The sequence below is a fragment of the Bacillus siamensis genome (genome assembly GCF_051628075.1).
Lineage (GTDB): Bacteria > Bacillota > Bacilli > Bacillales > Bacillaceae > Bacillus > Bacillus siamensis.
The window spans coordinates 335342-361467 of record NZ_CP155579.1 but is presented as its reverse complement, the minus strand read 5'-3'; the positions used below and the strand labels follow the sequence as shown (position 1 = coordinate 361467).

Sequence of the window (26126 nt, the reverse complement as noted above, 5' to 3'; positions counted from 1 at the left end):
TCAGATTATATGACAAAATAAGCCATTGGAATTAGGAAGTTCCGTCTATATTCAATGTTTCAATATCTTTTCATTCTGGAATTTTTTGAATTCAGTATAAATTATATTGACACAAGTATTATATAAGAATATGATTTTTGTAATACACTTTTTTAAGAAAGGGTTGGCTCAGGTGGCATCTATTGAAAAGGAATCTATAACAGAAACTGTGCCGCAACGAGGCTTTTTCGGTCATCCCCGCGGCCTGTTCACACTGTTTTTTACTGAATTTTGGGAGCGTTTCTCCTACTATGGTATGAGAGCTATACTGCTTTACTATTTATACATGGAAGTCGCTCATGGCGGTCTCGGATTTGATAAAACCACCGCAGTTGCCATCATGTCCATATACGGGTCTCTCGTATACATGTCGAGCGTCATCGGCGGGTGGCTGGCCGACCGGGTATTCGGTACGGCAAACACCGTTTTTTACGGCGGAATTTTAATTATGTTCGGGCACATCGCTCTTGCCTTCCCTGGCAGCACGGCGGCGTTTTTTACCAGCATGACTCTGATCATTATCGGAACCGGCCTGCTTAAACCAAACGTATCCAGCGTTGTCGGAGCTTTATATACGAAGGAAGACGAGCGCCGCGACTCAGGTTTCAGTATCTTTTACATGGGGATCAACCTCGGCGGATTGCTTGCGCCGCTAATTGTCGGAACACTCGGACAGAAGTACAACTACCACTTAGGCTTCGGATGCGCCGCGGCCGGTATGTTCCTCGGACTGATTGTTTTCGCTCTTACGAGAAAGAAATACCTCGGCAAAGCAGGCTCCAATGTACCGAATCCGATTTCTAAATCATCAGTGATCGGAACGGGAATCGGAATAATCATCGCAGCAGCCATTATCATTGTTCTGATTCAAACCGGCTGGCTGACGATCCAGCGTGTGATTGACATCGTCAGTATCCTCGGCATTGCCATTCCGATTATTTACTTTATTGTGATGTTCATGAGCAAAAAAGCGACAAAAACGGAAAAATCACGGCTTGCGGCTTATATTCCGCTGTTTATTGCGGCGGTTATGTTCTGGGCGATTCAGGAACAGGGCGCAACGATTCTTGCTTTATATGCCGATCAGCGCACGAGGCTTTCTTTTGCGGGCATACATCTTGAGTCATCATGGTTCCAGTCTCTGAACCCATTATTCATCGTCATTTTCGCACCGGTGTTCGCTTGGATCTGGCTGAAGCTCGGCAAACGCCAGCCTTCAACACCGATTAAATTCGCGATCGGCATTATTCTTGCCGGATTGTCATTTTTAGTCATGGTGCTTCCTGTTATGGGCGGAAGCGGCGAGCTTGTGAGCCCGCTTTGGCTTGTGCTCAGCTTCCTTTTGGTTGTGCTTGGTGAGCTTTGCCTTTCACCGGTCGGTTTATCCGTCACAACGAAGCTCGCGCCTGCCGCCTTCTCAGCGCAGACCATGAGCATGTGGTTCTTAACAAACGCCTGCGGTCAAGCCTTGAACGCAAAAGTAGTCGGTTTGTTTGATAAGGTTTCTGAAGCGGCCTACTTCGGCTCAATCGGTCTTATTTCGATCATTCTCGGTATTATTTTAGTACTTCTTTCCCCTGTTATTAAACGGGCGATGAAAGGCGTACAATAAGAGAAAAGCCTGCGGAACCGTCCGCAGGCTTTTTTTGTCGTCTATCCTTTTAATTCCTCAAGCGTTTCGCTCCACCTCTTCAGGACACCATCCGGCTCGTGAAGCCGGATGACCGGTCCGGATGTCAGATCTGCGTATTTCGCCCGATCTTCCTTGACGGTGATCACGCGGCAGCTGAACCGCTCCCTTTCGTATTTCGCCTCTTTCAGCGGCGGAAGCGCCTCACATTCCAATGTCACGTAATATGCGGCTCCTCCGTGCCAGGCGATGAAAAGAGCTTGTCCCGAATGCAGCAGGTTTTTTACGGTCGTCGTGTTTTTCCATAAGGCGAGCCGGAGATTTGTGCTGCTTACAGCCAGTATTTCACCGGCGCTGATCATGGCTGCGTGCGGACGGCCTTCTTTTGTCACGGATTGCAGCACAAATGCGTCGTGCTGTTTTTTTTCAAGCTCCGTTCCGTCTAAAAGCGTGTAAAGCGCCTCCGGCAAGTGCTCCGTCAGCATTACGCTTTTCTTTCCGGGACAGCGGGAACATGTATGGCCGTCTCCGTTTCTTTCGGATCAATTTTAAATGCCGGGTTGAATGCCGCCGGATTCGTGATGCTTTCCGGTTCACAGGATCTCCATGTGAAAAAGCAGGTTTGGCATTGGTATATTTCCCAAGCGCCTTTGACCGGCGATTGGCTGACGGTTTCTCCTTTTTTCGATTCACAGCGCGGGCATGTTTTCATAGCAAACTCATCCTTTCTTATTGATTCATTAAGTCCATCAGTTTTTGTTCCCACTCTTTCGTTGTCAGCGGAGAATCAAGCGGCTGCGAATAATGGCCTCTTGTTTCCGGCGCGACAGGCGTCGTGGCGTCAAGAATCATTTTGTGTGTCATCCCAGCCGGATCAGATCCCGGGTCAAGCGGAAGGACGGACAGGTCAGGAATGATGACCGCGTCGTGTTTCGGATGCATTTTCGTTGAGAGCGCCCACATGACTTGCGGGAGGTTAAACGGATCGACATCCTCATCCACGACAATGACCATTTTGCAGTAGCCAAGTCCGTGCGGCGTCGTCAGGGCGCGCATGCCGACCGCCTTGGCAAAGCCGCCGTAGCGTGTTTTCGTTGAAATGATGGCGATCAGGCCGTGCGTATACATCGCGTTGACGGCGACAATTTCGTTCGGATAGGCTTCCTTCAGCTGCTGGTAAAGCGGCACGCACGTATTAATGCCGATCATATAATCGCACTCCGTCCACGGCATGCCTAAGTATAAATGTTCAAAGATCGGATTGTTTCTATGATATACCCGTTTGATTTTGATGACCGGCATGCTGCGGCCGCCTGAATAATGGCCCGTGAACTCACCGAAAGGGCCTTCGTATTCCCGTTCTCCCGCGAGGATCTCTCCTTCCAGAACGACTTCAGCGCCCCAAGGGATGTCTAAATCAGACAGCTTAGATTTGACGATTCTGTAGGGCTCCCCTTGAATCGCGCCGGCCATTTCATACTCGGATTGATCGTATAGCAGCGGAGTTGACGCAGCTGTCGTAATCACCGGCTCACAGCCGAGCGCAATCGTAACGGGAAGATTGACGCCGCGTTCTTCAGCCTGGCGAAGATGAATCGCAATATCATGCTGAGGAACGGGCTGAATGCCGAGGCGGTCTTTTCCCTTCACCTGCATTCTGTAAATGCCGACATTCTGCTTGCCGAAATTGTCCGGATCTTCAAGATCGCGGGAAATGACGCACGCTTTATCCAAGTAATAGCCGCCGTCCCCCTGGTTGATTCTGAATAGCGGAAGGATGTCAAAAAGGTTGATGTCCTCAGTAATTTCATTTTCATGAAACGGCGCGGTTTCTTCACGTTTGACCGCTACCGGGAATGAATCGTACCGTTTGGCGAACTCAAAGAATTGTTCTTTTACAGGCGTATCTTTCGGCATGCCCAGCATCATCGCGTGATTCGGCCATGATCCGATGACATTCAGGGCGACCTGCGCATGGTGATGTCCGTAAATATTGTTAAACAAAAGCGCGGGGGTTTTATCCCCGAGGTTGCTGGCTGCACGCGCGGCGGCGCCCAGATCCGGCTCCGGTTTTACCTCTTCGTTGACTGTTAAGAGCTGCCCTTCTTTTTCAAGAGCGGCAAGAAATTCCCTAAAATCCTGATAGGCCATTATCAGATTCCTCCTTTTTGTTTTTCAATTCCGTACCACCGTTTCGCTTCCGGCAGACGGATCCCGAACTGGTCGAGCGTCCGGAACACGATGTGGTCGATCAATTCGTCCATGTCAGCCGGCTTGTTGTAAAAGGCCGGCATCGGCGGAAGAATGACGGAACCCATTTTTGTAAGCGCTAGCATGTTTTCTAAATGAATTTGGCTGAGCGGCGTTTCTCTTGTCAGCAGCACAAGCTTTTTCCGCTCTTTCAGGATGACGTCTGCCGCTCTTGTCAGCAGATTATCAGCCATTCCGGTGCGGATGCTTGCAAGTGATTTCATGCTGCACGGAGCGATGATCATCCCGTCCGTTTCAAACGAGCCGCTTGAAATCGCCGCCGCCTGGTCTTTGTGAGAATACGTATAGGACGCCAGTTTCTCGACATCTTTTAACGTATAATCGGTTTCATGTGTAATGGTGACATTTGCCCAAGGTGACACGACAAGATGGGTTTCGATCTCCGCGGCTTTTAAATATTCTAAAAGCCTGATCCCGAATATGGCCCCCGTAGCCCCGGTCATTCCGATGACGAGCTTCATATTGACACTCCTTTACGCTTGAAATATGGTGTCAAAACCATCATACTCCTGATATATCCATATGAAAAATATTCGTTAAATCTATGTATCATACCTTAAAGGTATAATAGAAGGGAGCGCGTTCTCATGGATATCAGGCAATTGCGTTATTTCGTCACCATCGCCCAAGAGCAGAAAATCACGACGGCCGCCAAAAAGCTTCATATGGCGCAGCCGCCGTTAAGCAGACAGCTGAAACAGCTGGAAGATGAATTGGGCGTCATCCTGTTTGACCGCAATAAAAAGAAACAAATGACCCTTACATATGAAGGAAATGTTTTTTTGAAAAGAGCGAAAGAGATTCTTCATAAGTTTGAGGATGCCATTATCGAGGTACAAGAGCTGAAGGAGGAAGTGGCCGGCACGCTTGCCGTAGGGTCTACCATTTACTGCGCCGCGCTCATGCTTGAAAAAGTGTCACAGATGAAAGAACGGTATCCGCATCTTACCTTTAACATTTGGGAAGATGAACCCGTCTCACTGCTGGAGCTATTGGAATCCAGACAGATTGACGCCGCCGTCACCACCACCTTGATTAAAAACGACGGCATTGAATCGAAGGAACTTGAAGACATTCCGTGCGTCTTGGTGCTGTCCGAGCATACGAAACGTCTGTGCGGAGAAACGATTAAGCTGAATGATATCGCCTCTTTGCCTCTGATCCTTTTGCGCACCGTCAATGGAAGGGGTGTGTATGATCAAGTCCTCCATGTTTGTGAACAGTACGGTCTCGACCTTCGGGTTGTCTGTGAATGCCATGATTCCGCGACGCTCTTGAGCCTCGTATCATCAGGGTTCGGCGCCACGATTCTGCCTTTGACGATGATTCCCGTCCATATGCGCTCGCATGTCAAAACGGTTATCATCGAGGACAACCCGTTTGTCATGACGCCGGCCGTCATCTGGAGAAAAGACAGCTATCTCCCGAAGCCTGTCAGACAGTTTTTGGAATTATTTTGATCGTGAAACACGGAGATTTCACACTCATGAAAACCAATTACTTGACTCATACTAAAAAAAAGTTATCCTTTACAATTGGGAGCTATTTTTTCTCAATAAAACTACTCAGAAAAGTGGGGAATAAAGAAGATGAAAAAAGCATTGTTCGCTTTATTCATGATGGTCAGCATCGCGGTGCTTGCAGCCTGCGGAAACTCACAGGGCAGCGGATCTAAGTCAAAAGACAGCGATCTTTGGGCTTCTGTCAAGAAAAAAGGCGTACTGACCGTCGGTACAGAAGGAACGTACGAACCGTTTACCTTCCATGATAAAAAGACTGACAAACTGACCGGATATGATGTGGAAGTGATTCAAGAAGTCGCGAAACGTCTCGGTCTGAAAGCTGACTTCAAAGAAACGCAATGGGACAGCATGTTTGCCGGTTTAAACTCGAAACGGTTTGACGTCGTCGCCAACCAAGTCGGCAAAACAGGCCGTGAGAACCAATATGATTTTTCTGATAAATACACAACGTCAAATGCAGTCGTCGTGACGAAAAAAGACAGCACGATTGCGAAAGAAGCTGATGTCAAAGGAAAAACAGCGGCTCAGTCATTAACAAGCAATTACAATAAATTAGCGAAAGATGCCGGCGCGAAAGTTGAGGGCGTTGAAGGCATGGCGCAATCCCTTCAGCTCATTCAGCAGGGCCGCGCTGATCTGACTTACAACGATAAGCTTGCCGTACTGAACTACTTAAAAACGTCCGGCAATAAAAACGTGAAAATCGCGTTTGAAGCAGGCCAGCCGCAGCAGACATATTTCGCATTCCGAAAAGGAAGCGGCGAACTTGTGACTCACGTCAACAAAGCGTTAAAAGACATGAAAGAGGACGGGACTCTTTCTAAAATAGCTAAAAAATGGTTCGGCGAAGATGTTTCTAAGTAACATGCCCGAGCCGGTGATTGCGGCAGCCATTCCTTGGGACCTGGTGCAGCAGTCATTCTGGCCGATTCTTTCCGGGGGAATCTATTACTCGATTCCCCTTACTATTCTTTCCTTTATTTTCGGAATGATCATCGCGCTGATTACGGCGCTCGCCAGAATGTCAAATATGAAACCATTGAGATGGGTGTTCAGCGTATACGTATCAGCAGTGCGCGGCACTCCTCTTCTCGTTCAATTGTTCATCATTTTTTATCTGTTCCCGACCTTTAATATTACGCTGGACCCTTTCCCAAGCGCAGTCATCGCGTTTTCATTAAATGTGGGCGCCTATGCTTCCGAAATCATCCGGGCATCTATTTCATCCGTGCCGAAAGGGCAATGGGAAGCCGGTTATACGATCGGCATGACCTATCGCAAGACATTGTTCCGCGTGATCCTGCCGCAGGCGTTTCGCGTGTCCATTCCGCCATTATCAAATACATTTATCAGCCTGATTAAGGATACGTCTCTCGCGTCACAGATTCTCGTCGCGGAGCTGTTCAGAAAAGCGCAGGAGATCGGCGCGCAAAACCTTGATCAAATCTTGGTCATCTATATTGAAGCCGCCTTTATTTATTGGATCATCTGCTTCTTGCTGTCAATCGTACAGCATGTGATCGAACGGCGTCTCGACCGTTATGTGGCCAAATAAGGAGGTTTCGATATGCTTTCCGTCAAAGGATTGAATAAATCATTCGGCCAGAATGAAATTTTAAAAACGATAGATATGGAGATAGAAAAAGGGAAAGTCATCGCCATTTTGGGACCGTCCGGTTCAGGAAAAACGACGCTTCTGCGCTGTCTGAACGCGCTTGAAATCCCCAACCGCGGCGAACTGGCATTCTCCGATTTTTCTATAGATTTCTCTAAAAAAGTGAAGCAGGCTGATATCCTCCGCCTCCGCCGCAAATCAGGCATGGTCTTTCAGGCGTATCATCTGTTTCCTCACCGCACGGCGCTTGAAAACGTCATGGAAGGACCCATTCAAGTGCAAAAACGCGACAAGGAGCAAGTCAGAAAAGAAGCGATGGAGCTTCTTGAAAAAGTCGGGCTGAAAGACAAAATGAACTTATACCCGTTCCAGCTTTCCGGCGGTCAGCAGCAGCGTGTCGGCATCGCCCGCGCGCTTGCGATTCAGCCCGAGCTGATGCTGTTTGACGAACCGACGTCAGCGCTTGATCCGGAGCTGGTCGGCGAGGTGCTTAAAGTCATTAAGGATTTGGCGAACGAAGGGTGGACGATGGTTGTCGTCACGCACGAAATCAAATTCGCGCAGGAAGTGGCCGATGAAGTCATCTTCATTGACGGCGGCGTCATTGTGGAACAAGGACCGCCGGCCCAAATTTTTTCCGCGCCGAAAGAAGAACGTACGCAGCGGTTCTTAAATCGTATACTGAATCCTTTGTAGGAGCCGGAGAAGAAGCGAAACACTGATTTCGCTTCTTCTTTTTTTCGGCGTTTATGCTACAATGACAATTAATGAAATTTTATGAAAGAAGGGACCTCTTTGAAGCGGGAATTCGTGATGCGCTGGACGTTTTATTTTGCCGGTCTGTTGATTTTGTCTTTCGGGGTATCTTTAACCATTAAAGGAAAAGCTCTCGGCATCAGCCCTTGGGATGCCTTTCATTATGGGCTTTTTCAGCATTTCGGGCTTTCCGTCGGCCAATGGTCCATCTTGGTCGGGGCGGTGATCGTCGTTTTAACCTGCCTGTTCACGAGAACGCTCCCGAAAATCGGCGCCATCTTGAATATGGTGCTGATGGGAATGTTTATTGATTTCTTTTCGTTTCTGCTTCCTGAGGCGCACGCTTTTTCCTTAGCAGCCGTGTTTTTTTCTTTCGGATTGCTGCTGATCGGCTGCGGCGTCGGGGTTTACGTATCAGCCGGGCTCGGTGCGGGCCCCCGTGACTCTCTGATGATGCTGATATCTGAAAAAACGGGCTGGAACGTGCAATGGGTGCGGAACGGCATTGAGCTGACGGTTCTGGCCGCAGCCTGGACGATGGGCGGACCGATCGGAGCCGGAACGATTATTACGGCGGTTTTAACCGGGCTGATTCTGCGCTTTTCTTTGCCGCAGTCCTCTAAACTGTTAACATATGCGATCTCCGGGCGGGCAACGTCCATTCATTAAAAACAAAGCCGAAATGGTTTTGTTTTTTTATTTTCGGACAGCTTGCGTCTGATATGATAGGATGGTTTTGACAATATTTGCAGACGGAGGATCTGGACATGAAGATTTACGGAGTATATATGGACCGGCCGCTTTCTCCGGAAGAAGAAGATCGGATGATGGCGGCCGTGTCCGCCAATAAGCGGGAAAAATGCCGGCGCTTTTACCATAAGGAGGATGCTCACCGCACCTTGATCGGCGATATGCTGATCCGCACCGCCGCGGGGAAGGCTTACGGACTTGATCCGGCCGCGATTTCATTCAGCGTCCAGGAATACGGAAAACCGTATATCCCCGCGCTTCCGGACATGCACTTTAACATTTCCCACTCCGGGCGCTGGGTCGTGTGTGCCGTTGATTCAAAACCGATCGGCATTGATATTGAAAAAATGAAGCCCGGCACGATTGATATCGCCAAACGTTTTTTTTCGCCGACGGAATACAATGATCTGCAAGCAAAACACCCCGACCGGCAGACCGATTATTTTTATCACCTGTGGTCGATGAAAGAAAGCTTTATCAAACAGGCCGGAAAAGGGCTTTCCCTGCCGCTTGATTCATTCAGCGTCCGCCTCAAAGACGACGGCCATGTGTCCATTGAGCTCCCGGACGGACATGAACCTTGTTTCATCCGCACATATGATGCGGACGAGGAATATAAGCTGGCCGTTTGTGCGGCTCATCCCGATTTTTGTGACGGAATTGAGATGAAAACGTATGAAGAGCTGCGGTAAGCATAGAAAAAGGAGGGTGTCCCCCTCCTTTTTTGTCAGCCTGATATTTCCGCCTGTTTCTGCAGCTGCTTTGCTTCTTGATAAATTTCTTCGAACACATCCGCGATGTGTTCTTCTTCGACGCATGAAAATGCGATTCGCAAATCCGTCTCATTGATGGATATCGTCCCGATTCCTCTTTTTTCAAGCAATGAGACTCTCAATTCACCGGCGCTTATATCTTTCAGCCGGACACACATGAAATAGCCCGAGTTAAACGGATAAGGCGTCCATACGTCTTCATAGTGCTTGTTTTCTGCAAGAACGGCTTTTACTTTGTCAGCCCGTTTTTTCATAATGTTATATTTCAGCGATTTTTCTTTCTCGTATTCCGGTGACTGCATCGCCCGCAGCATAAACGTTTGGGAAGGGTGCGGGGCGCTTGAAATCGTTCCCCTGATGATCCCTTTTGTTTTTTCCTCGAGCACGCGCAGCGCTTTTTCGCTTTTTGTGCTGTACGTAATAAAACCGACGCGGAAGCCCCACGCGTAATTTTCCTTCGTCGCGCCGTCTATTTTCACGCAAAGCACCCGGTCGTGGACTTGGGCGAGTTTGCTGAAGATGGATTCCTGAATGGCCGTTTCATCGTAAAACAGATTGTAATACGCATCGTCTACGAGCACGACAATCTCTTTGCCGGCCTCCGCCGCCTCCAAGATCACGCTCACGATTTCTAACGCTTCCTCTTCTCCCGGCGTATAGCCTGTCGGATTATTCGGGAAATTCAGCACGACAATCGCCTTCTCTTCCTGCTTTTTCAGCAGCTCGGACAGCCCTGCCGCATTAAAACGCCCGTCGTGCTGAAAAAGCGGGTACGTCTCAATAGATGCCTTGCGCCGGACACCGAAAATGAAGTTGTAATTTCCCCAATATTTATCAGGCAGAAGGAGCGTATCCCCTTCATTGACGAACAAGTCGGCGGCAATACTCAGCCCGTGTGTCAAAGCGTTTGTCACGATCGGCGTGCTGATGTCTTTGCCGGCTAATGAAGGATTTTCGAGACGCATTTTTTTCAGCCATTCCTGTCTGAGCGGCTCTTTTCCCTGCGGCGGAGCATAATCGTAGATATCATCGGGGTTATAGGCGGACAATGTCTCTTGAATATGGGAAAAGTGCATGGACTCCCCTTGTGAGGTGGCGATTCCGATCGTGGCATTATACTTTCCGGCCTTGGCTTTCGCTTCTGCGGATTGTGTCAGCACCCCTTTCGGATAAAACAAATCTTTGCCCAAATCAGAAAGCATATGAAGCACGTGCGGGTTTTCTTCAGATAATGTTCTGTTCAGCTCTTTTGCTGCATCATTCATGTACGACAATCCCTTCAAAATTATATTCCATCAAATCATAACATAAAATTTTTGATAAATGAGAAAACGATCGGGCAGATTTTGTTACAAAAAACAGACAGCGAATGCTGTCTGTCATAACCTATAACAATTGGCCTGCAGTGCTTCTGTTAATAATCTCATAGATTCGTTCCGCTACTTTTGCAGTTTCACTTAATATGAACATGTGGCCGTCGGAAAACTCGTGAAATACGGGATTTGCGGCCCATTTTTTCCATCCGTCCGCATCTTTGATACATTTTTTATCCTTCCGCCCGTTAAAAATATGGACGGGTGATTGAATGGTGTGAAGATCAGACGGCCGGAAGCTTTCAAGCGCGCGGTAGTCGGATCTGAAAGAAGGCAGGAAAAATGACATGACCTCCTTATTTTCCACTAACTCCTGCGGCATTCCGCCAAGCTCGATAATATGGGCGAGAAATTTTTCATCATCAAGATGAGAAACCTTTTTCCTTTCCGCATGCGGCGGCTGAATGGCTGAGATGATCACGGCCTCAGGGTAAATGCCTTCCCGCTCCAGCTTTTGCGCCAGCCTGAAAGCGACCATGCCTCCCATACTGTGCCCGAACAGCACAAACGGACGGTCAGGACGGAGATTCAGCTCCTGCTTGTACAAGCTGACGAGCTGTTCAAAATCCTCAACGGCGGACATTTGATTTGTCCCGTGTCCAGGCGGTTCCGCGGCAAGCATCTCACACTCACCTTGAAGATAGGTGTGGAGCGGGCGGAATGATGCGGAATAGCCTCCTGCGAACGGAAAACAGATGAGCTGCGTTTTTTCTGTGGTATCGAACGATTTAAAGAGCTGGACCATTGGCGGCTTCCTCCTTTTCTATCGTGAAGTTGTCAGCTTCAGATGTTCATTTCTTAGGAATTCGAGCAAAAATGCCGCATTCCTTTCGAGATATTCACCCTGAAGCATTTCTGCGTGAGTCCCGCAGCCTTTTTTCACACGGTATTCACCTTTCGTAGCTTCCTCCCACGAAGCGAGCCACGGCGGCATCGCAAAGTCCGGTTCTGATGTTAATAGATCTATATCCGCATTGACGGTGCCGGTGCTGACGGCATGCACGAAATAAGAATAAAATGCATTTGTTTTTTTTGCGAGCCCTTCTTTGACGGCTTCGTTATTCAGTGCTTCATTGTCCCTGTTTACCTTCATCAGCGCCTCGACATCACTTTCTACGGTGCGGCCTTCCAAGTCGCTGACGCCTTGTTTTTTATAGGAATCAACCATGATCAGCCGCTCCACTTTACGTCCCCCGGCTTCAAGCCGTTTGGCGGTTTCAAAAGCGAGTGTGCAGCCTGCCGAATATCCGAACAGCTTGACCGGGCCTTCCGGCTGCAGCTGATTGATCAGCTCTGTGTAACGTTCGATACGGCTGTCTTCCTCGATAAAATCGAACGCACAGATTCTGTAGCCGGACAGCTGTTTTGCCAGAGGCTGATACATCAGTCCGTAACCGAGAACAGGCGGGAACGCAAACAGTGTGTCAGACTGATTTTCATTCATGATGGTGAGGTCTTTCATCCCTTTTTCTTCCCCGTGAAGCAGATAATCGGCAATGCCTGCGATTGTCGGCGCTTCGAACAACAGCTTCACAGGGATATCCGTACCGAGCTCTTTTTTAATACGGGACGCAGCCGTCATCGCTTTTAAGGAGTGTCCTCCGAGCGCGAAGAAATCATCATGAATGCCTATCTGCTGTCTGCCGAGAATTTCGGACAAGATGTGTGCAATCGTTTCTTCCGTCGCATTTCGGGGCCCAATCCATTCTTTCGCCAGCTGAGCGGGATCCGGTTTTGGCAGCATCCGTTTATTGACCTTCCCGTTTGTCGTTAAAGGAAGCTCCTCTAAGAAAGTAAAGGTTTGCGGCACCATGTAAGCAGGAAGCTGTTTTTTCAGGTGCGCCTTTACGTCTTCGGCTGACAGCTGCGCCCGGTTCACAAGGTAGGCGTTGATTGATGCATCTCCAGACTCATGGCGGTCAACAACAACAACCGCATCTTTCACACCCGGGTATTCCTGCAGCTGCTTTTCAATTTCTTCAAGCTCGATCCGGTGTCCGCGAATTTTGACCTGATCGTCAATACGGCCGGCGTATTCAATCGTCCCTTCCGGCAGCCAGCGTGCTAGATCCCCTGTGCGGTAAAGCGTTTCTCCCGGCTTGAACGGGTTTGGGATAAACATTTGCTCTGTCAGATCATGACGGTTCAGATACCCTTTTGACACACCCATTCCGCTGATGCACAGTTCACCGACAGCTCCGAATGGCTGAAGCTGGTTTTGCTCGTTAAGAATATAAACACTGGCATTGCTGATCGGCTTTCCGATCGGCAATGAAGAGATGGAATCCGGTAAATCATGCACGACGTGAGCTGTCGCAAACACTGTTCCCTCAGTCGGCCCGTAGCAATTAATCAGCTTGCCCGGTCCCATGATCTCAAACGCTTTTCTGACGTGAGGCACAGACGCGCGCTCACCCCCGAATAACACACAGCGAAGCCCTTTCAGCCAATCCTCTCCCGCATCGGTGAGAAGATTGAAAAGTGCGGTCGTCGCAAACATGACATTGACATTCTCCTGCCGGATCAGATCAGTCAGCCGTTCTGTATCAAGCAGTGTCTGTTCATCCGCGATAATGAGCCGTGCCGCATTCAGTATTGACGCGTAGACATCAAAGGTAAATGCGTCAAAGGCGTAATTGGAAACGGATAAGAACGTATCTTTTTCAGAAAATGCCATGTAGTCTACATGCTTGACCAATCCTTGAATATTGGCATGAGTGGTGATATTGCCCTTCGGCTTTCCGGTTGTGCCGGACGTATACATAATATATGCCGGATCATCGGGTTCAATTGAGGTTGCAGGGTCGCTTGCCTGCTCTTCGAACCGTGCGTGATCATCGATGAAGAGTATTGTTCCTGTATACGGCAGCTGATCTGCTTTTTCTTTCATCTCTTGATGTGTCAGCAGACAGGCTGCATCACTGTCAGTCAGCATATACGAGATTCGGTCCTCCGGCAGCTTCGGATCAACCGGGAGATAAGCCGCTCCTGCTTTTAATACGCCGAGAATCCCGATCACCAGTTCAAGCGAGCGCTTCGTGTACAACGCGACAACGGAGCCTTTACCCGCACCTTGCTTTTGCAAACGGCGTGCAAGGCGGTTCGCTTCCTCATCTAATTCGCGATAGGAAAGAGTCTGGCCGGAATACGTAAGCGCCGGCGCATCAGGATGAACATTCACCGCCTCTTTGAACCAATCCGTCAGAGGCTTCGCCTGATGGTTTTGAGCCGGCGGGTTTAAGCCTGTAAGCAGAAACTCTCTTTCCTTTTCATCAACAAGACTGATCGTATGAACAGGCTGATCCGGCTTCTGGATGAGCTGCTGAATCGCTGTGAGAAGCTGTGATTTTAAGCGCTGGATAAATGCCTCATCAAACACATTTTCATTATAGGCAAGCTTAATCAGCATCTCATCTCCCGGGGAAGCCATCAGGTTGAGATCATAATTCGACTTCTCAAAAACATGGACATCCTCCATTTCAAACCCGTTTTCATTGTTTTCTTCATTTTTTGCATCCTGAAGCGGATAATTTTCAAACACAATGATGTGGTCAATCAGCTTTGGCTGATCGGCCTGGCTTTGAATGTCATAGAGCGGCACGTATTGATGCGGCTCAGACTGCAGCGATTGCTCCTGCAGCTGCTTGAGCAATCCGTTAAATGTGATATCCTCAGACAGTTTCACCCGCCTAGGGACAACATTGATAAACAGCCCGACCATATGTTCAACGCCTTTGATTTCTGCGGGACGCCCGGAAACGACTGTACCGAAGATTAAATCGCCGGACTGCTGGTAGCGGCTGATTAATACACTCCACACTGCCTGCAGCGCCGTACTCAAAGTGGTATGCTGTGATTTTGCAAGCTCGTTAAACGCCTTTGTGTCCGCCTCCGGCAGTGAGAAGAGCAGCTCTTTCGGCTCATAGCCGTCCTTTTGTTTCTTTCTTTGCTCCGCAAATGTCGTTTGTCCTTCAAATTCCTCTAAGTACTCGCGCCAGTAATGCAGTGATGCTTGTTTATCCTGCTTTTCAAGCCACTTGATATAGTCCTTGTATGGTTTGACCGGCGGCAGGCTGTATGGCTTTTGTTCGCGCAGGGCATTGTATACCTTGAACAGATCCTGCACGACGATGCCAAAGCACCAGCCGTCTAAAATCATGTGATGATAGCTCCACACCCATTCAAAGCTTTCTTCAGCTTTTTTAAAAATAGCCGCACGCATTGGGATATCCCGCGTCAAATCAAACCCCTTGATCTTATCCTGTTCTTTGTATTCATTGATTTTGGCTGCTTGCTCGCTGCTCGGTAAGTGTGCCAGATCGATTTCTTCTATCTGAAACTGCCGTTTTTTCAATACGACTTGGACCGGCCTTTTTACTTTTTCGTGAATGAACACGGTACGAAATACATCGTACCGGTCCATGATCACATTCATGCTTTCTTCAAGGCATTTGATATTCAAGCTGCCTTTTACTTTCATTGTCATTTGTTCGATATAAAAGCTTTGGCCGGGATTCAGGAGAGTATGAAACAGCATTCCCTCCTGCATCGGCGACAAATAATACATGTCCTGAACTTGATCTTTTTTGAACTGGCTCATCTGCTCCGCTCCCCCCTTCTGTTAACTGTTTTTATCACGTTAAATTCTCCTCAAGCATGTCAAAGATGTCTCCCATTTCATCCATCTCCAGATCCTGCGCGCTGAAGTCGCTCGGCGTAAATTCTTTCTCTTCTTTGGCCGTGCAATGGCGGATGATCATTAAGAGGTTGTCTTTAAACCGCTGCATCTGTGCTTCGACGGTGCTTCTTTCATATTCTTCCTGATTGTATGAGCAGGAAATGACGAAGCGGCCGCCTGTAACCATCCCGCTGAAGCTCAGTGCGTATAACGCTTCTGACTCTTCGCTGACTTGGCGCCCCATATCATATGGAGACGGTTCAAACCATTCAGTTTTCACTTCATTGTCAAACTGCCCTAGGTAGTTAAAACTGATTTCAGGCGTGATGCCTTTTTCTGTTTCATCGGATGACAGATACCGGAGAATCCCGTATCCTACGCCTTTATCAGGTACGCGCCGCACCGTCTCTTTTACCGTTTTAATGACGGAAGAGACGCCGTCTTCCTTGCTGAACTGCAGAATCAACGGATATTGGGCCGTAAACCAGCCGACCGTCCGTGATATATTGACATTCGGTATGATTTCTTCCCGGCCGTGTCCTTCTAAGTTGATGCCGACTTTACCGTTTTCCGTCCATTCACCGATCGTTAAGCCGAGCGCGCTGAGCAGAATGTCGTTGATTTCCGTTCCGTACGGATGATGAACATCTGTAAGCAGCTGCGCCGTTTCTTCCTCAGTTAGTTCACATTTCACGGCCGCCGTATGTTTGACGAGCCGTTTTGTCGGCTCATGGTCTTTCGGCAGCGGCTGGAGTTCTTCTGCATCTGCCTGCGCCCAATAATCCGCCTGCTTCTTCAGCTCTTCTGACTGCGCAAACATGCTCAGCGCCTCTGCCCAATCCTTAAAGGAGTGGGTTTTCTGCGGGAGGACGATGCTGTTTTGCTGCTGCGCCTGTTTATAACCTGAAGCGAAATCCTCAAGCAAAATTCTCCATGAAACCCCGTCCACGACGAGATGGTGAACCGCAATTAACAGATGATCGCCTTGTTCTGTCCGATATTGCTCCGCTTTTAACAGCGGGCCGTTCTTCAGATCAAGACTGCCCTGAAGCTGATCGGCAAGCCGCTGAATCTGGCTTTTCAGCATGTCTTCGTCTGTTCCGTACAGATCAACGATTTCAAAGCTTGCCTTGCATTCACTGACAGGGAGATATGTCTGAATGATGCCTTCCCTTTCTTCACGGTAAACCATCCGCAGTGCATCGTGGTGTTCCATTAATGCTTGCAGGGTTCTTTCCGCCAGAACCGGATCAAAGCCGTCTTTTGCGTGAAGCATGACGGATTGGTTCCAGTGGTGTTTGTCCGTAAAGTTTTTCTCAAAGAACCAGCGCTGAATCGGCGTTAATTCCGCTTCGCCTTCGACAGGTCCCTGGTCGGCCTGCTTGCCTTCCGTCCGCTCCACGTAAGAGACGAGCTCCTCGATGGTCGGGTGCTGAAAGAGATCTTTCATCTCCAGCTTGTAGCCGTGCTGGTTCAGGCGGCTCGCCATTTGAATGCCTTTGATCGAGTCGCCGCCGAGCGTGAAGAAATTATCGCTGACGCCGATCTGATCCAGTCCGAGCACTTCCTGCCAAATGTCAGAAAGCAGCGTCTCCATCTCCGTTTCCGGCGCTTTGTACGCGGCGCTTCCCGCTTCAATGTCCGGCGCCGGCAGGGCTTTTTTGTCAATCTTGCCGTTTGCGGTGACCGGAAGCTCGTCCATCTCCACCCAGAACGCCGGGACCATGTAGTCCGGAAGCGTGTCTTTCAGCGCGGCTTTGAGCGCTTCGATATCGTCCTGCTGAGGTGCAACATAGGCGCAAAGCGCGGTATTGCCCGCTTTGTCTTCCACCGCCGTCACCGCCGCGTCATGAACGTCCGCAAGCTGCGCGAGGCGGACTTCGATTTCTGAAAGCTCGATCCGGTAGCCGCGCACTTTGACCTGCTGGTCGATGCGGCCGATGTATTCGATGCCGCACTGCGCGTTCCATTTGACGAGGTCGCCGGTCCGGTACATGCGCTCGCCGGGCACGAACGGATCTGCGGTAAACCGCTTCGCCGTTTCTTCTTCACGGTTCAGATATCCGCGCGCAAGTCCGCGGCCTGCCACGCACAATTCACCGGCAATGCCTTCCGGCTGCACCTGATCGCCGTCGCCGAGAATATACGCTCTCGTATTGGCAATCGCCCGTCCGATCGAAAGCGATCCTTCCTCCGGATTGATGACGCCGCTTGTCGCGACGACGGTGTTCTCCGTCGGGCCGTAGTTGTTGACGATCGTGTACGGCTGTTTCACCGCCCGCTTCAGCTTGTCGCCTCCGACGAGAAGCATGCGGAGAGAGCTATTTTCCAGCTCCATAAATTGTTCGGCCAGCTGCGTCGGCAGGAAGGTGATGGTCACGCCGTGCTCTTCGAAATAGTAATTTAAGCGGGTGATATCCAGCCGGATCGCTTCGTCAATGACGTGAAGCTCCGCGCCGATGGTCCATGTCGGGAACATCTCCCAGATGGAGGCGTCAAAACCGAAGCCCGCGTATTTGGCGCTTTTATCCTCCGCCGTCATGGCGAATGCATCGTGATGCCAGAAACACAGGTTCACCAGCGCATGGTGTTCGACCATGACACCCTTCGGCTGTCCGGTCGTTCCTGACGTGTAAATCATATAAGCGAGATGATCCGCCATTGTTTCCGTCTGCGGATTCGCTTCATCGTTTTCATCAAGCGGCAGGCTCAGAATAGAGCGGCTGCCGTCAAGCAGGATCGTATCTCCTGTGTAGCTTTCCGGCACGTCGAGCGCTTCCTGCGTGAGAAGCAGCTTGGCCCCGCTGTCCTGCAGAATGTAGCTGATCCGCTCTTTCGGGTAATCCGGGTCAATCGGCACAAATGCCGCGCCCGCTTTCAAGACGCCGAGTACGCCCGCAGCCATTTCCAAGGACGGTTTCGTCAAAATGCCGACCCGTTCGTCAGCCGTAACGCCGCAGTCCATGAGAATGCGCGCGATGCGGTTCGCCTTTGCGTTCAGCTCGCCGTACGTCCATTTCGTGCCGTTATATGCCGCGGCAGGACGGTTTGCATAGCGGTCGGCCGTTTCTTCAAAGAGACGGTGAACCGTTTTGTCCCGCGGCACGGAAATTGTTTTTCCTTTCCATGCGTCAAGGAGGGCTTGTTTCTCGGCATCACTGATCAGGGAAATCTCAGGCAGCTTTCTGTCCGGGTTTTCTGCCGCTTGCTTCAAAATCCGCAGGAACCCGGCGCTCCACTTTTCAATTGTTTCTTTTTTAAACAGATCAGTCGCATATTCAAACTGAAGACCGAGGCCTTCTTGATCCGTAAAGCCGCCGAGTGTCAGATCGAATTTCGCCGTGCCTTGGTTCGACTCATACGGAGTGATGCGCAGGTTCTCCAGTTCCAATGTTTCTTTATCCGGATCTTCTGTCGTCACCATGACTTGGAACAACGGATTTCGGCTCATATCTCTCGGCAGGTCAAGCTTTCCGATCAGATCTTCAAACGGATAATCCTGATGCGCCAGCGCGTCGAGATTGGTTTGTTTCACCTGTTCGAGCAGCCCGGCGAAGGTCTGCTCTTTGCGCGTTTCATTGCGAAGCGCAAGCGTATTGACAAACATCCCCGGCATTTCCTGAACTTCGGCGCTCGTTCTTCCGGCAGTCACCGAGCCGATAATGATATCGCGCTGTCCCGTGATTTTGTCTAAAAAGACATGGAACGCGGCATGAAGCACCATATGAAGAGTCGCTCCCGATTGCTCCATTAATTCACGCACCGCTTTTTCCGTTTCACGCCCCGCTCTGAAGCGGACGGACTGTCCTTTAAAGCTTTGAACCGGTGGACGCGGAAAATCGGTCGGCAGGTTCAGTTCAGGAAGCTCACCGGAGAACGCGGAGAGCCAATATTGCTCATGCTCTTTCATCCGTTCGGCCTGCCCGGGCTCATTCTGCCAGACGGCGAAGTCTTTATAATGCAGTCTCGGCGCCGGCAGACTTCCGCCTTTGTAAAGCTGAGCGAGCTCTTTGACCAGCATGCTTCTGGACACGCCGTCAGCAATAATATGATGCATATCCAAAAGCAGCAGGTGTTTCTGTTCATTCAGTCTGACAAGAGCGGCCCGAATGAGCGGAGCCGCACTCAAATCAAACGGCTTAATGAATGCCCGAATGATAGGATCGGCTTTCTCTTCATCCGCTGCTTCAAAGATGTGAAGCTCGATGTCAGCCTGTTCTGTGATCCGCTGCATCGGCAGGCCATTTTGATCGATAAAGGACGTCCGCAAAGATTCGTGACGATTGATCATCTGATTGAGCGCTTCCTGAAGCCTTGAAATATCGACTTCTCCCTCCATCAGAAGAACGGACGGCATATTGTAGCTGATTGTGTCCCGGTCAAGCTGGTTCAGGACGTACATCCGTTTTTGGGCGGATGATAAAGGGTACGCGTCAGCGCTGTCTGCCGGTGAGATCATCCGATATTTCTCAGATACCGCTGAATTCTCGATATATGCGGCAAGCTGACGGACCGTCGGCTGTTCGAACAGCGCTTTTAACGGAACCGTTTTGTCCAGTTCAGCCTGGATATTGGCAAGGAGCATCATGCCTTTTAAAGAGTGCCCGCCATAATCGAAGAAATTATCGTCAATGCCGAGCGTATCCGCACCGAGAGTCTTTTTCCAAATGCGGCAAAGCTTCTCTTCCAGCTCCGTTTCCGGCAAGGCTGAAGCCGTTTGCGCCGTCTGGCTTGCGCCCGGTTTCGGAAGGGCGTTTTTATCTGTTTTTCCGTTGGCTGTGAGCGGAATGCGGTCTACTTGCATGAAATAAGCCGGAAGCATATGAGACGGCAGTGTTTCGGAAAGCTGTTTGCGAAGCTCAGAGCCTTTCAGCTCGCTGTCGGCTTTATAGTACGCGCACAGTTCCGGCAGTCCGCCTTCGCTGACTGCGAGAACGACCGCCTCCTGAATGCCGTTTACGCTTAACAGCACGGTTTCAACCTCTTTTAATTCGATACGGTAGCCCCGGATTTTCACCTGATCATCCGCGCGGCCGATAAATTCAATCGTCCCGTCAGAAAGCCTTCGGACGACGTCTCCCGTTTTGTACATGAGGCCGTCCGGTGAAAAAGGATGAGGGAGAAATTTCTCCGCCGTCAGCTGCGGACGGTGAAGATATCCTCTGGCAAGCCCTTTCCCGGTAATATAAAGCTCGCCGCTTGCGCCCGGAGGAACGAGCTGCATTGATCCGTCCAGCACCAGGGCGCCGGTATTTGCGATCGGGCGTCCGATGACGGGACGCTGCTCATATTGATCAAGCCGCTCCATATTGATCCGTCCGGCAATGGCGCCGATCGTCGTTTCTGTCGGCCCGTAGTGATTGATGAAGTCAGTATGGGCGTATACGTCATGAAACTTGCGGACATCGGACGTGATGATTTTTTCACCGCCGAGCACCACTAAACGAAGCGGGCTGAAACGGCGTTCTGCCGTAAAACGGGCAGTATTGACGATCATATGGAACAATGACGGCGTCAGTTTCATATACGTAATGCCGTTTTTCTGTATATATTCACCAAGCTGGTCAGGCGAAGTGTACGTCTCTTTCGGCACAATGTGCAGCTCGCCGCCCGCCTGAAGAATCGGGAATATGGCTGTATATCCGAGATCAAATGCGTAAGAAGACAGCAGCACGGATTTGTCAGCTTCGGTCAAACCGGCTTCACGGCTGAACCATGTGACATAATTGACTAGATTGCGGTGCTCCAGCTGGACGCCTTTCGGTTTGCCCGTTGTTCCCGAGGTATAAATGATATATGCAAGCTGGTCGGCGCCGGGTTCTGTTTCAAGCCGATCGGCGCTTTCGTTCTGCCATTCTCCGCCTTCCATTACGACCGTTTTTCCTTTATAAACGGCGGCCGCGGTCATGTTTCTCTCATTGACGACCAGAAGCTTCGTCCCGCTGTCTTCAAGAGAATAGCGGATTCTCTCTTCAGGCGTCTCCGGATCAATCGGGAGAAATGCCGCTCCGGCTTTCATGACGCCGAGAATCGCGGTAATCAAGTCGGCCGAACGATCCATCATAATAGCCACGACGTCCTCACTGCCCGCTCCGCACGCCTGAAGATGGCGCGCAAACCGGTTCGACTGTTCATCAAGCTCCCGGTATGTCAGACTTGTTCCGCCTGTAACCGCCGTGAGATCAGGCGTTTTTTGCGCTTGCCGTTCAAACAGCGAAACAAAAGTGCCCTCAGGGAGATCCGTTTCCGTACGTTTTTCATCAGAGAGGAGCGCTTCCCGCTCAGGTTCAGATAACAGGCTTGCGTCGGCCAGCTGAATATCCGGATTTTCGGCGCAGGCTTTAATCAGATTGACAAAATGAGCGCTCCAGCGGCGGATGGTTTCGTCCGCAAATAAGGCTTTCGCGTAATCAAAGCTCAATCCGACCTTATCTCCGCGCTCAGCCGCTTCTAAAGAAAGATCAAATTTAGCGACATGATGATGCATGGAGTAAGAAGAAATCTCCAAATCTCCGAGCCGCAGAGACGGGATCTCCATGTTCTGCATATTAAATAACACGCTGAACAGCGGACTCCTGCTTGTGTCCCTCGTTAACGGCAGTTTTTCAATTAATTCTTCAAGCGGATAGCTTTGATGCTCGAAAGCTTGAAGACTCGCCGTCTTCACTTCGTCCAGGAATTGCTTGAACGTTTTTTTGCCGGCAGGATGTGACCGAAGCGCGACTGTGTTGACAAACATGCCCGGCACCTCTTGGAGATCAGGATGCTGTCTTCCGGCTGCCGGAGATCCGACTATGATGTCTTCCTGCCCTGAATATTTGGACAGCAGCACTTGAAAAGCGGCTAACAAGAACATGTACATCGTCGTATCCGTATCAGCCAGCAATGTCTTAATCTGCGCCGTCACCTGTTTATCAAGCCCGAAGATGACGCGTTCCCCTTCAAAACTGCGCTCGGCAGGACGCGGGAAATCAAGCGGCAGGTCCAACACCGGCAGATCGCCTTTGAACGTTTCGAGCCAGTAAGCCTCGTGCTGATCCAGATTTGCTTTTTCACGCTGCCAGACTGAAAAATCCTTATAATGAATCTTTGGCAGCGCAAGCTCCGTACCTTGATAAAGCTTCGCCAGATCACCGATAAAAATGCCCATAGAGCTTCCGTCCGTAATAATGTGATGCATATCAATCAGCAGAAGATGACGGTCAGCTTCAAGCCGGATCAGCTTCGAACGGACGAGCGGCGCACGGTTAAGCGCAAACGGTCTGATAAAGGCTTTTATCAGCTCTTCCGCATCTTCTTCCCGGCCCTCGGCGGTTTCCAGCTGAAAGCTCACATTTTCATGAATGGTCTGCACGACTTCTCCATCCGCCATGTCAAACGATGTACGCAGTGTCTCATGACGGTTGATTAATGCCTGCATGGCCTCTTCAAGACGGTTTTTGTCTACTGATCCTTCCAGCAGAAGTACAGCAGGGACGTTGTAGCTCGTGCTGGCCTGTCCGAGCTGATTAAGGATATACATCCTGCGCTGTGCTGAGGAAACAGGATAATGCTTCTGATGAGGCACTTGCCGGATCGGTTCAAACTGCTGCTCCTCCTCACTCTCATGCTCCAAATAATGCGCAAGCTCCTGAATGGTCGGCTTTTCAAATAACACTTTGATCGGCACTTCTTTTTGAAAGTGCTCCTGAATTTTAGCGGTCATCATCATGGCTTTTAAAGAATGTCCGCCAATCGTGAAGAAATTGTCAGTCACACCCGCTTTTACGCCGAGAATGCCTTCCCAAATGTCTGCGAGTTTCTGCTCCGCTTCCGTTTTCGGCGCTTCGTATTCTTTTTGAACGGCTTCAGTCTGCGGTTCAGGCAGCGCCTTTTTATCAATTTTTCCGTTCGCCGTCAGCGGAAACTGACTCATCTGTATGAAGTGCGCGGGAATCATGTATTCAGGAAGTGATTCCGAAAGTGTTTTGCGCAGGTCTTCCGGTGAAAGGTCCCGGTCTGCGGTAAAGTAAGCGCAGATTTCATTTTCATCCGCTTTATTTTTCCGGATCACAGCCGCAGATTCCGTCACATTCTGCACCTGGCTGATTTTCGCCTCGATTTCGCCGAGCTCGATTCTGAAACCGCGGACCTTTACTTGATTGTCAATTCTGCCGAGAAACTCGATCGTGCCGTCCGGAAGCCACTTCGCCAAGTCCCCCGTCCGGTATATCATTTCACCCGGTCTGAACGGATCGCGGACAAATTGCTTCTCCGTTAGTTCAGGCAGATTCACATAGCCTCTTGCCACTCCGCTTCCCCCGACGCACAGCTCACCGGGAGCGCCGATCGGCTGAAGGTTGCGGTTTTCGTCCATAATGTACGCAGTGGAATTTCCGATCGGCTTCCCGATCGGGACCGAGCCGTCGTAGTCCTGATCAATGAGAAAACTCGTCGAAAACGTCGTATTCTCCGTCGGCCCGTAGCCGTTCCAAAGAGACAGCTCCGGTGACGCCTTTCTCACCTTGCTGACGATATGCGGTACAAGCGCATCACCGCCGATGATAAGGTGCCGGAGCGTGTTAAACATGCCGGCATCCTTTTGGGCAAGCTGGTTAAAAAGCGGAGACGTCAGCCACATGGTCGTGATCCGCTGCTCTTTCAAAAATTGGGCGAATTGTCCGGCGTCAAGCAGCGTCTCTTTTTTAACAGGATAAAGCGCAGCTCCGTTCAGCAATGCGCCGAAGACTTCGAAGGTTCCGGCATCAAAGCTGACGGCTCCCGTTTGCGCCATACGGTCTTCTTCATGAACCGGCACATAATTCGAATGTTTGACGAGCCTGATGATATTTCTGTGTTCAATCATGACGCCTTTCGGTTTGCCGGTCGATCCGGATGTATACATAATATACGCCAAGTCGTTTCCGCCGGCAGGGAGACTCAAGTTTGTTCCGCTTACCGTTTCATCCGCGCCTTCATCCAGCATGATGACCGGGACTTGCAATGTGCCCGCTTGTTCCTGATAGTCCTGAACTGTCAGCACGATCTGAATCGAACTGTCTTCCGCCATAAAGCGGAGACGGTCCTCCGGAAAAGCAGGATCAATCGGCACATATGCGCCGCCTGCTTTTAGGACAGCAAGCATGCCGATAACGGTTTCCGCAGATCGCTCGTTCATAATAGCGGCGGTCCGGCCTTTTTCCAGCCCGTTCTTCACAAGATGTCTCGCCAGGCGGTTGGCCGCTTCGTTCACTTCACGGTACGTCCATTCGCGCCCCTCTTCTTTTATCGCGATGCTTGCGGGCGTCCGGTTTGCCTGTGCTTCAAACAAACGGTGAACGGCCTCTTCTTCCGGAAGCGCCGTTTTCGTATCATTGAATATGTCAACAATCTGCCGCTCTTCTTCGCCTGAAACAAGGCCGAGATCCCGCACGGGCGTGTCAGGCGTTCCGACCGCCGCTTTCATCATTCGGGTCAGATGGTGCGCCGTTCGTTCGATGGCATCATGAGCAAAAGCCGCTCCGTTGTATTTGATTTTGACAGTCCACGTCTTTCCCGGATACACGATGAGATTGAAATCAAAGCTCGTCTGCTCAAAAGCATGTTCAACTTTAATGGAAAAGCCGAGTCTTTCCTCCATGCCCCCGTTTTCCAGCTCTTTGTCCAGCGGATAGTTTTCAAAGGCGACCAAATGATTCAAAAGGCTGCCGTCCAGAGCGGAGCGCTTTTGAATGTCATAGAGCGGCACATAATCATAGCGCTCGGCTTCCACGGCGTTTTTCTGAACTGCCGTCATCACGTCAGAAAAGGCTGCTTCTTTGTCAATCTTGATTCTGACGGGGATCGTATTGATGAACAGCCCGGCCATTGTTTCTATGCCGTTGATTTCTGAAGGACGGCCTGATACAACAGTGCCGAACACCACATCGTCTGTATAGTTGTATTTGCTGAGCACTGCGCCCCACACCGCTTGAAACAGGTTAGGCCCCGTGACTTGATGCCGGTTGGCGGTCTGCTGAATCTGCGAAACCAGCTCTTCATCCCAGACAAAAGAATATTCTTCATTTTGATAGTCTTTCTTTTCTGCTGCCAGACGGCCCGGGAGCAGGCTCGGCTGTTCGAAATCCGCCAAGCGGCTGCTCCAATATTGTTCCGCCTCGTCATAATCCCGGCCTCCGAGCCATTTGATATAGTCAGAGTAAGGTTTGCCCTGGCTTCCTCCGGCAGGCCGGCCGGCACGAAGCGCTTCATAGTTTTGAAACAGGCTTTTCATCAAAACGCCCATACTCCAGCCGTCCATGACGATATGATGATTGCTCCAGACGAGATACAGCTCCTTCTCACTGAGTCTGAATACCGCCGCTTTAAAAAGAATATCCTTCGCCAGATGAAAGCCCTGCTGCTGCACGTCGCGTTTATAGCGTTCAATATATTCGGTTTGACGAGCTTCATCTAATTGACTGATATCTTCATAGTGCACCTTCGTCTTCCGCTCGGCCAATACGACTTGGCGCGGTTTTTGAAGCTGCTGGTGCACGAATACCGTTCGCAGGATGTCATATGTCTGGATCAGCTCATTGACACTTTTTTCAAAAAGCTCGAGCTGAAAGCTTCCGTGAATCCTAAGCTCTAATTGTGTGAAGTAGGAGGAAGAATGCGGATCAAGCAGCGCATGATACAGCATTCCCTCCTGCATCGGTGTGAGTGCATACACCTTTTGGATTGATTTTTTGCTCATA

The 26126-nt window shown here is 50.2% G+C and carries 14 protein-coding genes and 1 pseudogene; 7 read left to right on the top strand and 8 right to left on the bottom strand.

Annotated elements, in window-relative coordinates:
- Nucleotides 1-172: 172 nt before the first annotated feature.
- A complete protein-coding gene (locus tag ABDB98_RS01845) occupies nt 173-1651 on the top strand; it encodes a peptide MFS transporter (protein WP_438421184.1) in 1479 nt (492 codons plus the stop codon).
- A 41-nt stretch (nt 1652-1692) separates the two neighbouring features.
- On the opposite strand, the gene ABDB98_RS01840 is transcribed toward ABDB98_RS01845, so the two are convergent.
- The 4 genes and pseudogenes from ABDB98_RS01840 to ABDB98_RS01825 all read right to left on the bottom strand — a co-directional run bounded on the left by ABDB98_RS01840 (nt 1693) and on the right by ABDB98_RS01825 (nt 4442).
- Complete coding sequence (locus ABDB98_RS01840) at nt 1693-2154, bottom strand: pyridoxamine 5'-phosphate oxidase family protein (RefSeq protein WP_438421183.1); 462 nt, start codon at nt 2152-2154, stop codon at nt 1693-1695.
- Entirely contained in the window at nt 2154-2381 is a 228-nt protein-coding gene (locus ABDB98_RS01835; protein ID WP_060963624.1) for a non-oxidative hydroxyarylic acid decarboxylases subunit D, read from the bottom strand. Before ABDB98_RS01835 ends, ABDB98_RS01840 begins: the two co-directional genes overlap by 1 nt.
- 17 nt (nt 2382-2398) lie before the next feature.
- Nucleotides 2399-3820, bottom strand: coding sequence for a phenolic acid decarboxylase BsdC (gene bsdC, locus ABDB98_RS01830; RefSeq protein ID WP_016937282.1), 1422 nt, complete (start codon nt 3818-3820; stop codon nt 2399-2401).
- A gap of 2 nt (nt 3821-3822) precedes the next feature.
- Nucleotides 3823-4442 (bottom strand): annotated as a pseudogene (locus ABDB98_RS01825) (non-oxidative hydroxyarylic acid decarboxylases subunit B).
- 85 nt (nt 4443-4527) lie between these two features.
- Here ABDB98_RS01825 and ABDB98_RS01820 point away from each other — a divergent pair.
- The 6 genes from ABDB98_RS01820 to ABDB98_RS01795 all read left to right on the top strand — a co-directional run bounded on the left by ABDB98_RS01820 (nt 4528) and on the right by ABDB98_RS01795 (nt 9276).
- Entirely contained in the window at nt 4528-5400 is an 873-nt protein-coding gene (locus ABDB98_RS01820; protein ID WP_438421182.1) for a LysR family transcriptional regulator, read from the top strand.
- Nucleotides 5401-5529: 129 nt separating this feature from the next.
- The gene (gene tcyA, locus ABDB98_RS01815; protein WP_016937284.1) at nt 5530-6327 is read left to right on the top strand and encodes a cystine ABC transporter substrate-binding lipoprotein TcyA; all 798 of its coding nucleotides are present in this window, start codon (nt 5530-5532) and stop codon (nt 6325-6327) included.
- Entirely contained in the window at nt 6314-7018 is a 705-nt protein-coding gene (locus ABDB98_RS01810) for an amino acid ABC transporter permease (protein WP_016937285.1), read from the top strand. The genes tcyA and ABDB98_RS01810 overlap by 14 nt, the downstream gene beginning before the upstream one ends.
- Nucleotides 7019-7030: 12 nt before the next feature.
- A complete protein-coding gene (tcyC, locus tag ABDB98_RS01805) occupies nt 7031-7774 on the top strand; it encodes a cystine ABC transporter ATP-binding protein TcyC (protein WP_060963627.1) in 744 nt (247 codons plus the stop codon).
- Nucleotides 7775-7873: 99 nt separating this feature from the next.
- On the top strand, nt 7874-8503 hold the full coding sequence (locus ABDB98_RS01800) for a YczE/YyaS/YitT family protein (RefSeq protein ID WP_438421181.1): 630 nt from the start codon (nt 7874-7876) through the stop codon (nt 8501-8503).
- A 98-nt stretch (nt 8504-8601) separates the two neighbouring features.
- Nucleotides 8602-9276, top strand: a complete 675-nt coding sequence (locus ABDB98_RS01795) for a 4'-phosphopantetheinyl transferase family protein (protein WP_438421180.1) — start codon at nt 8602-8604, stop codon at nt 9274-9276.
- A 35-nt stretch (nt 9277-9311) separates the two neighbouring features.
- On the opposite strand, the gene ABDB98_RS01790 is transcribed toward ABDB98_RS01795, so the two are convergent.
- The 4 genes from ABDB98_RS01790 to srfAB form a co-directional block, all read right to left on the bottom strand.
- Entirely contained in the window at nt 9312-10622 is a 1311-nt protein-coding gene (locus ABDB98_RS01790) for an aminotransferase class I/II-fold pyridoxal phosphate-dependent enzyme (protein WP_438421179.1), read from the bottom strand.
- Nucleotides 10623-10743: 121 nt separating this feature from the next.
- Nucleotides 10744-11475, bottom strand: a complete 732-nt coding sequence (gene srfAD, locus ABDB98_RS01785) for a surfactin biosynthesis thioesterase SrfAD (protein ID WP_016937291.1) — start codon at nt 11473-11475, stop codon at nt 10744-10746.
- Between the two features lie 18 nt (nt 11476-11493).
- Nucleotides 11494-15330 carry a surfactin non-ribosomal peptide synthetase SrfAC gene (srfAC, locus tag ABDB98_RS01780; protein WP_438421178.1) on the bottom strand — a complete coding sequence of 1279 codons (3837 nt, stop codon included), beginning with the start codon at nt 15328-15330 and terminating at the stop codon, nt 11494-11496.
- A 34-nt stretch (nt 15331-15364) separates the two neighbouring features.
- On the bottom strand, nt 15365-26125 hold the full coding sequence (gene srfAB / locus ABDB98_RS01775; protein ID WP_438421177.1) for a surfactin non-ribosomal peptide synthetase SrfAB: 10761 nt from the start codon (nt 26123-26125) through the stop codon (nt 15365-15367).
- Nucleotide 26126 lies beyond the last annotated feature (1 nt).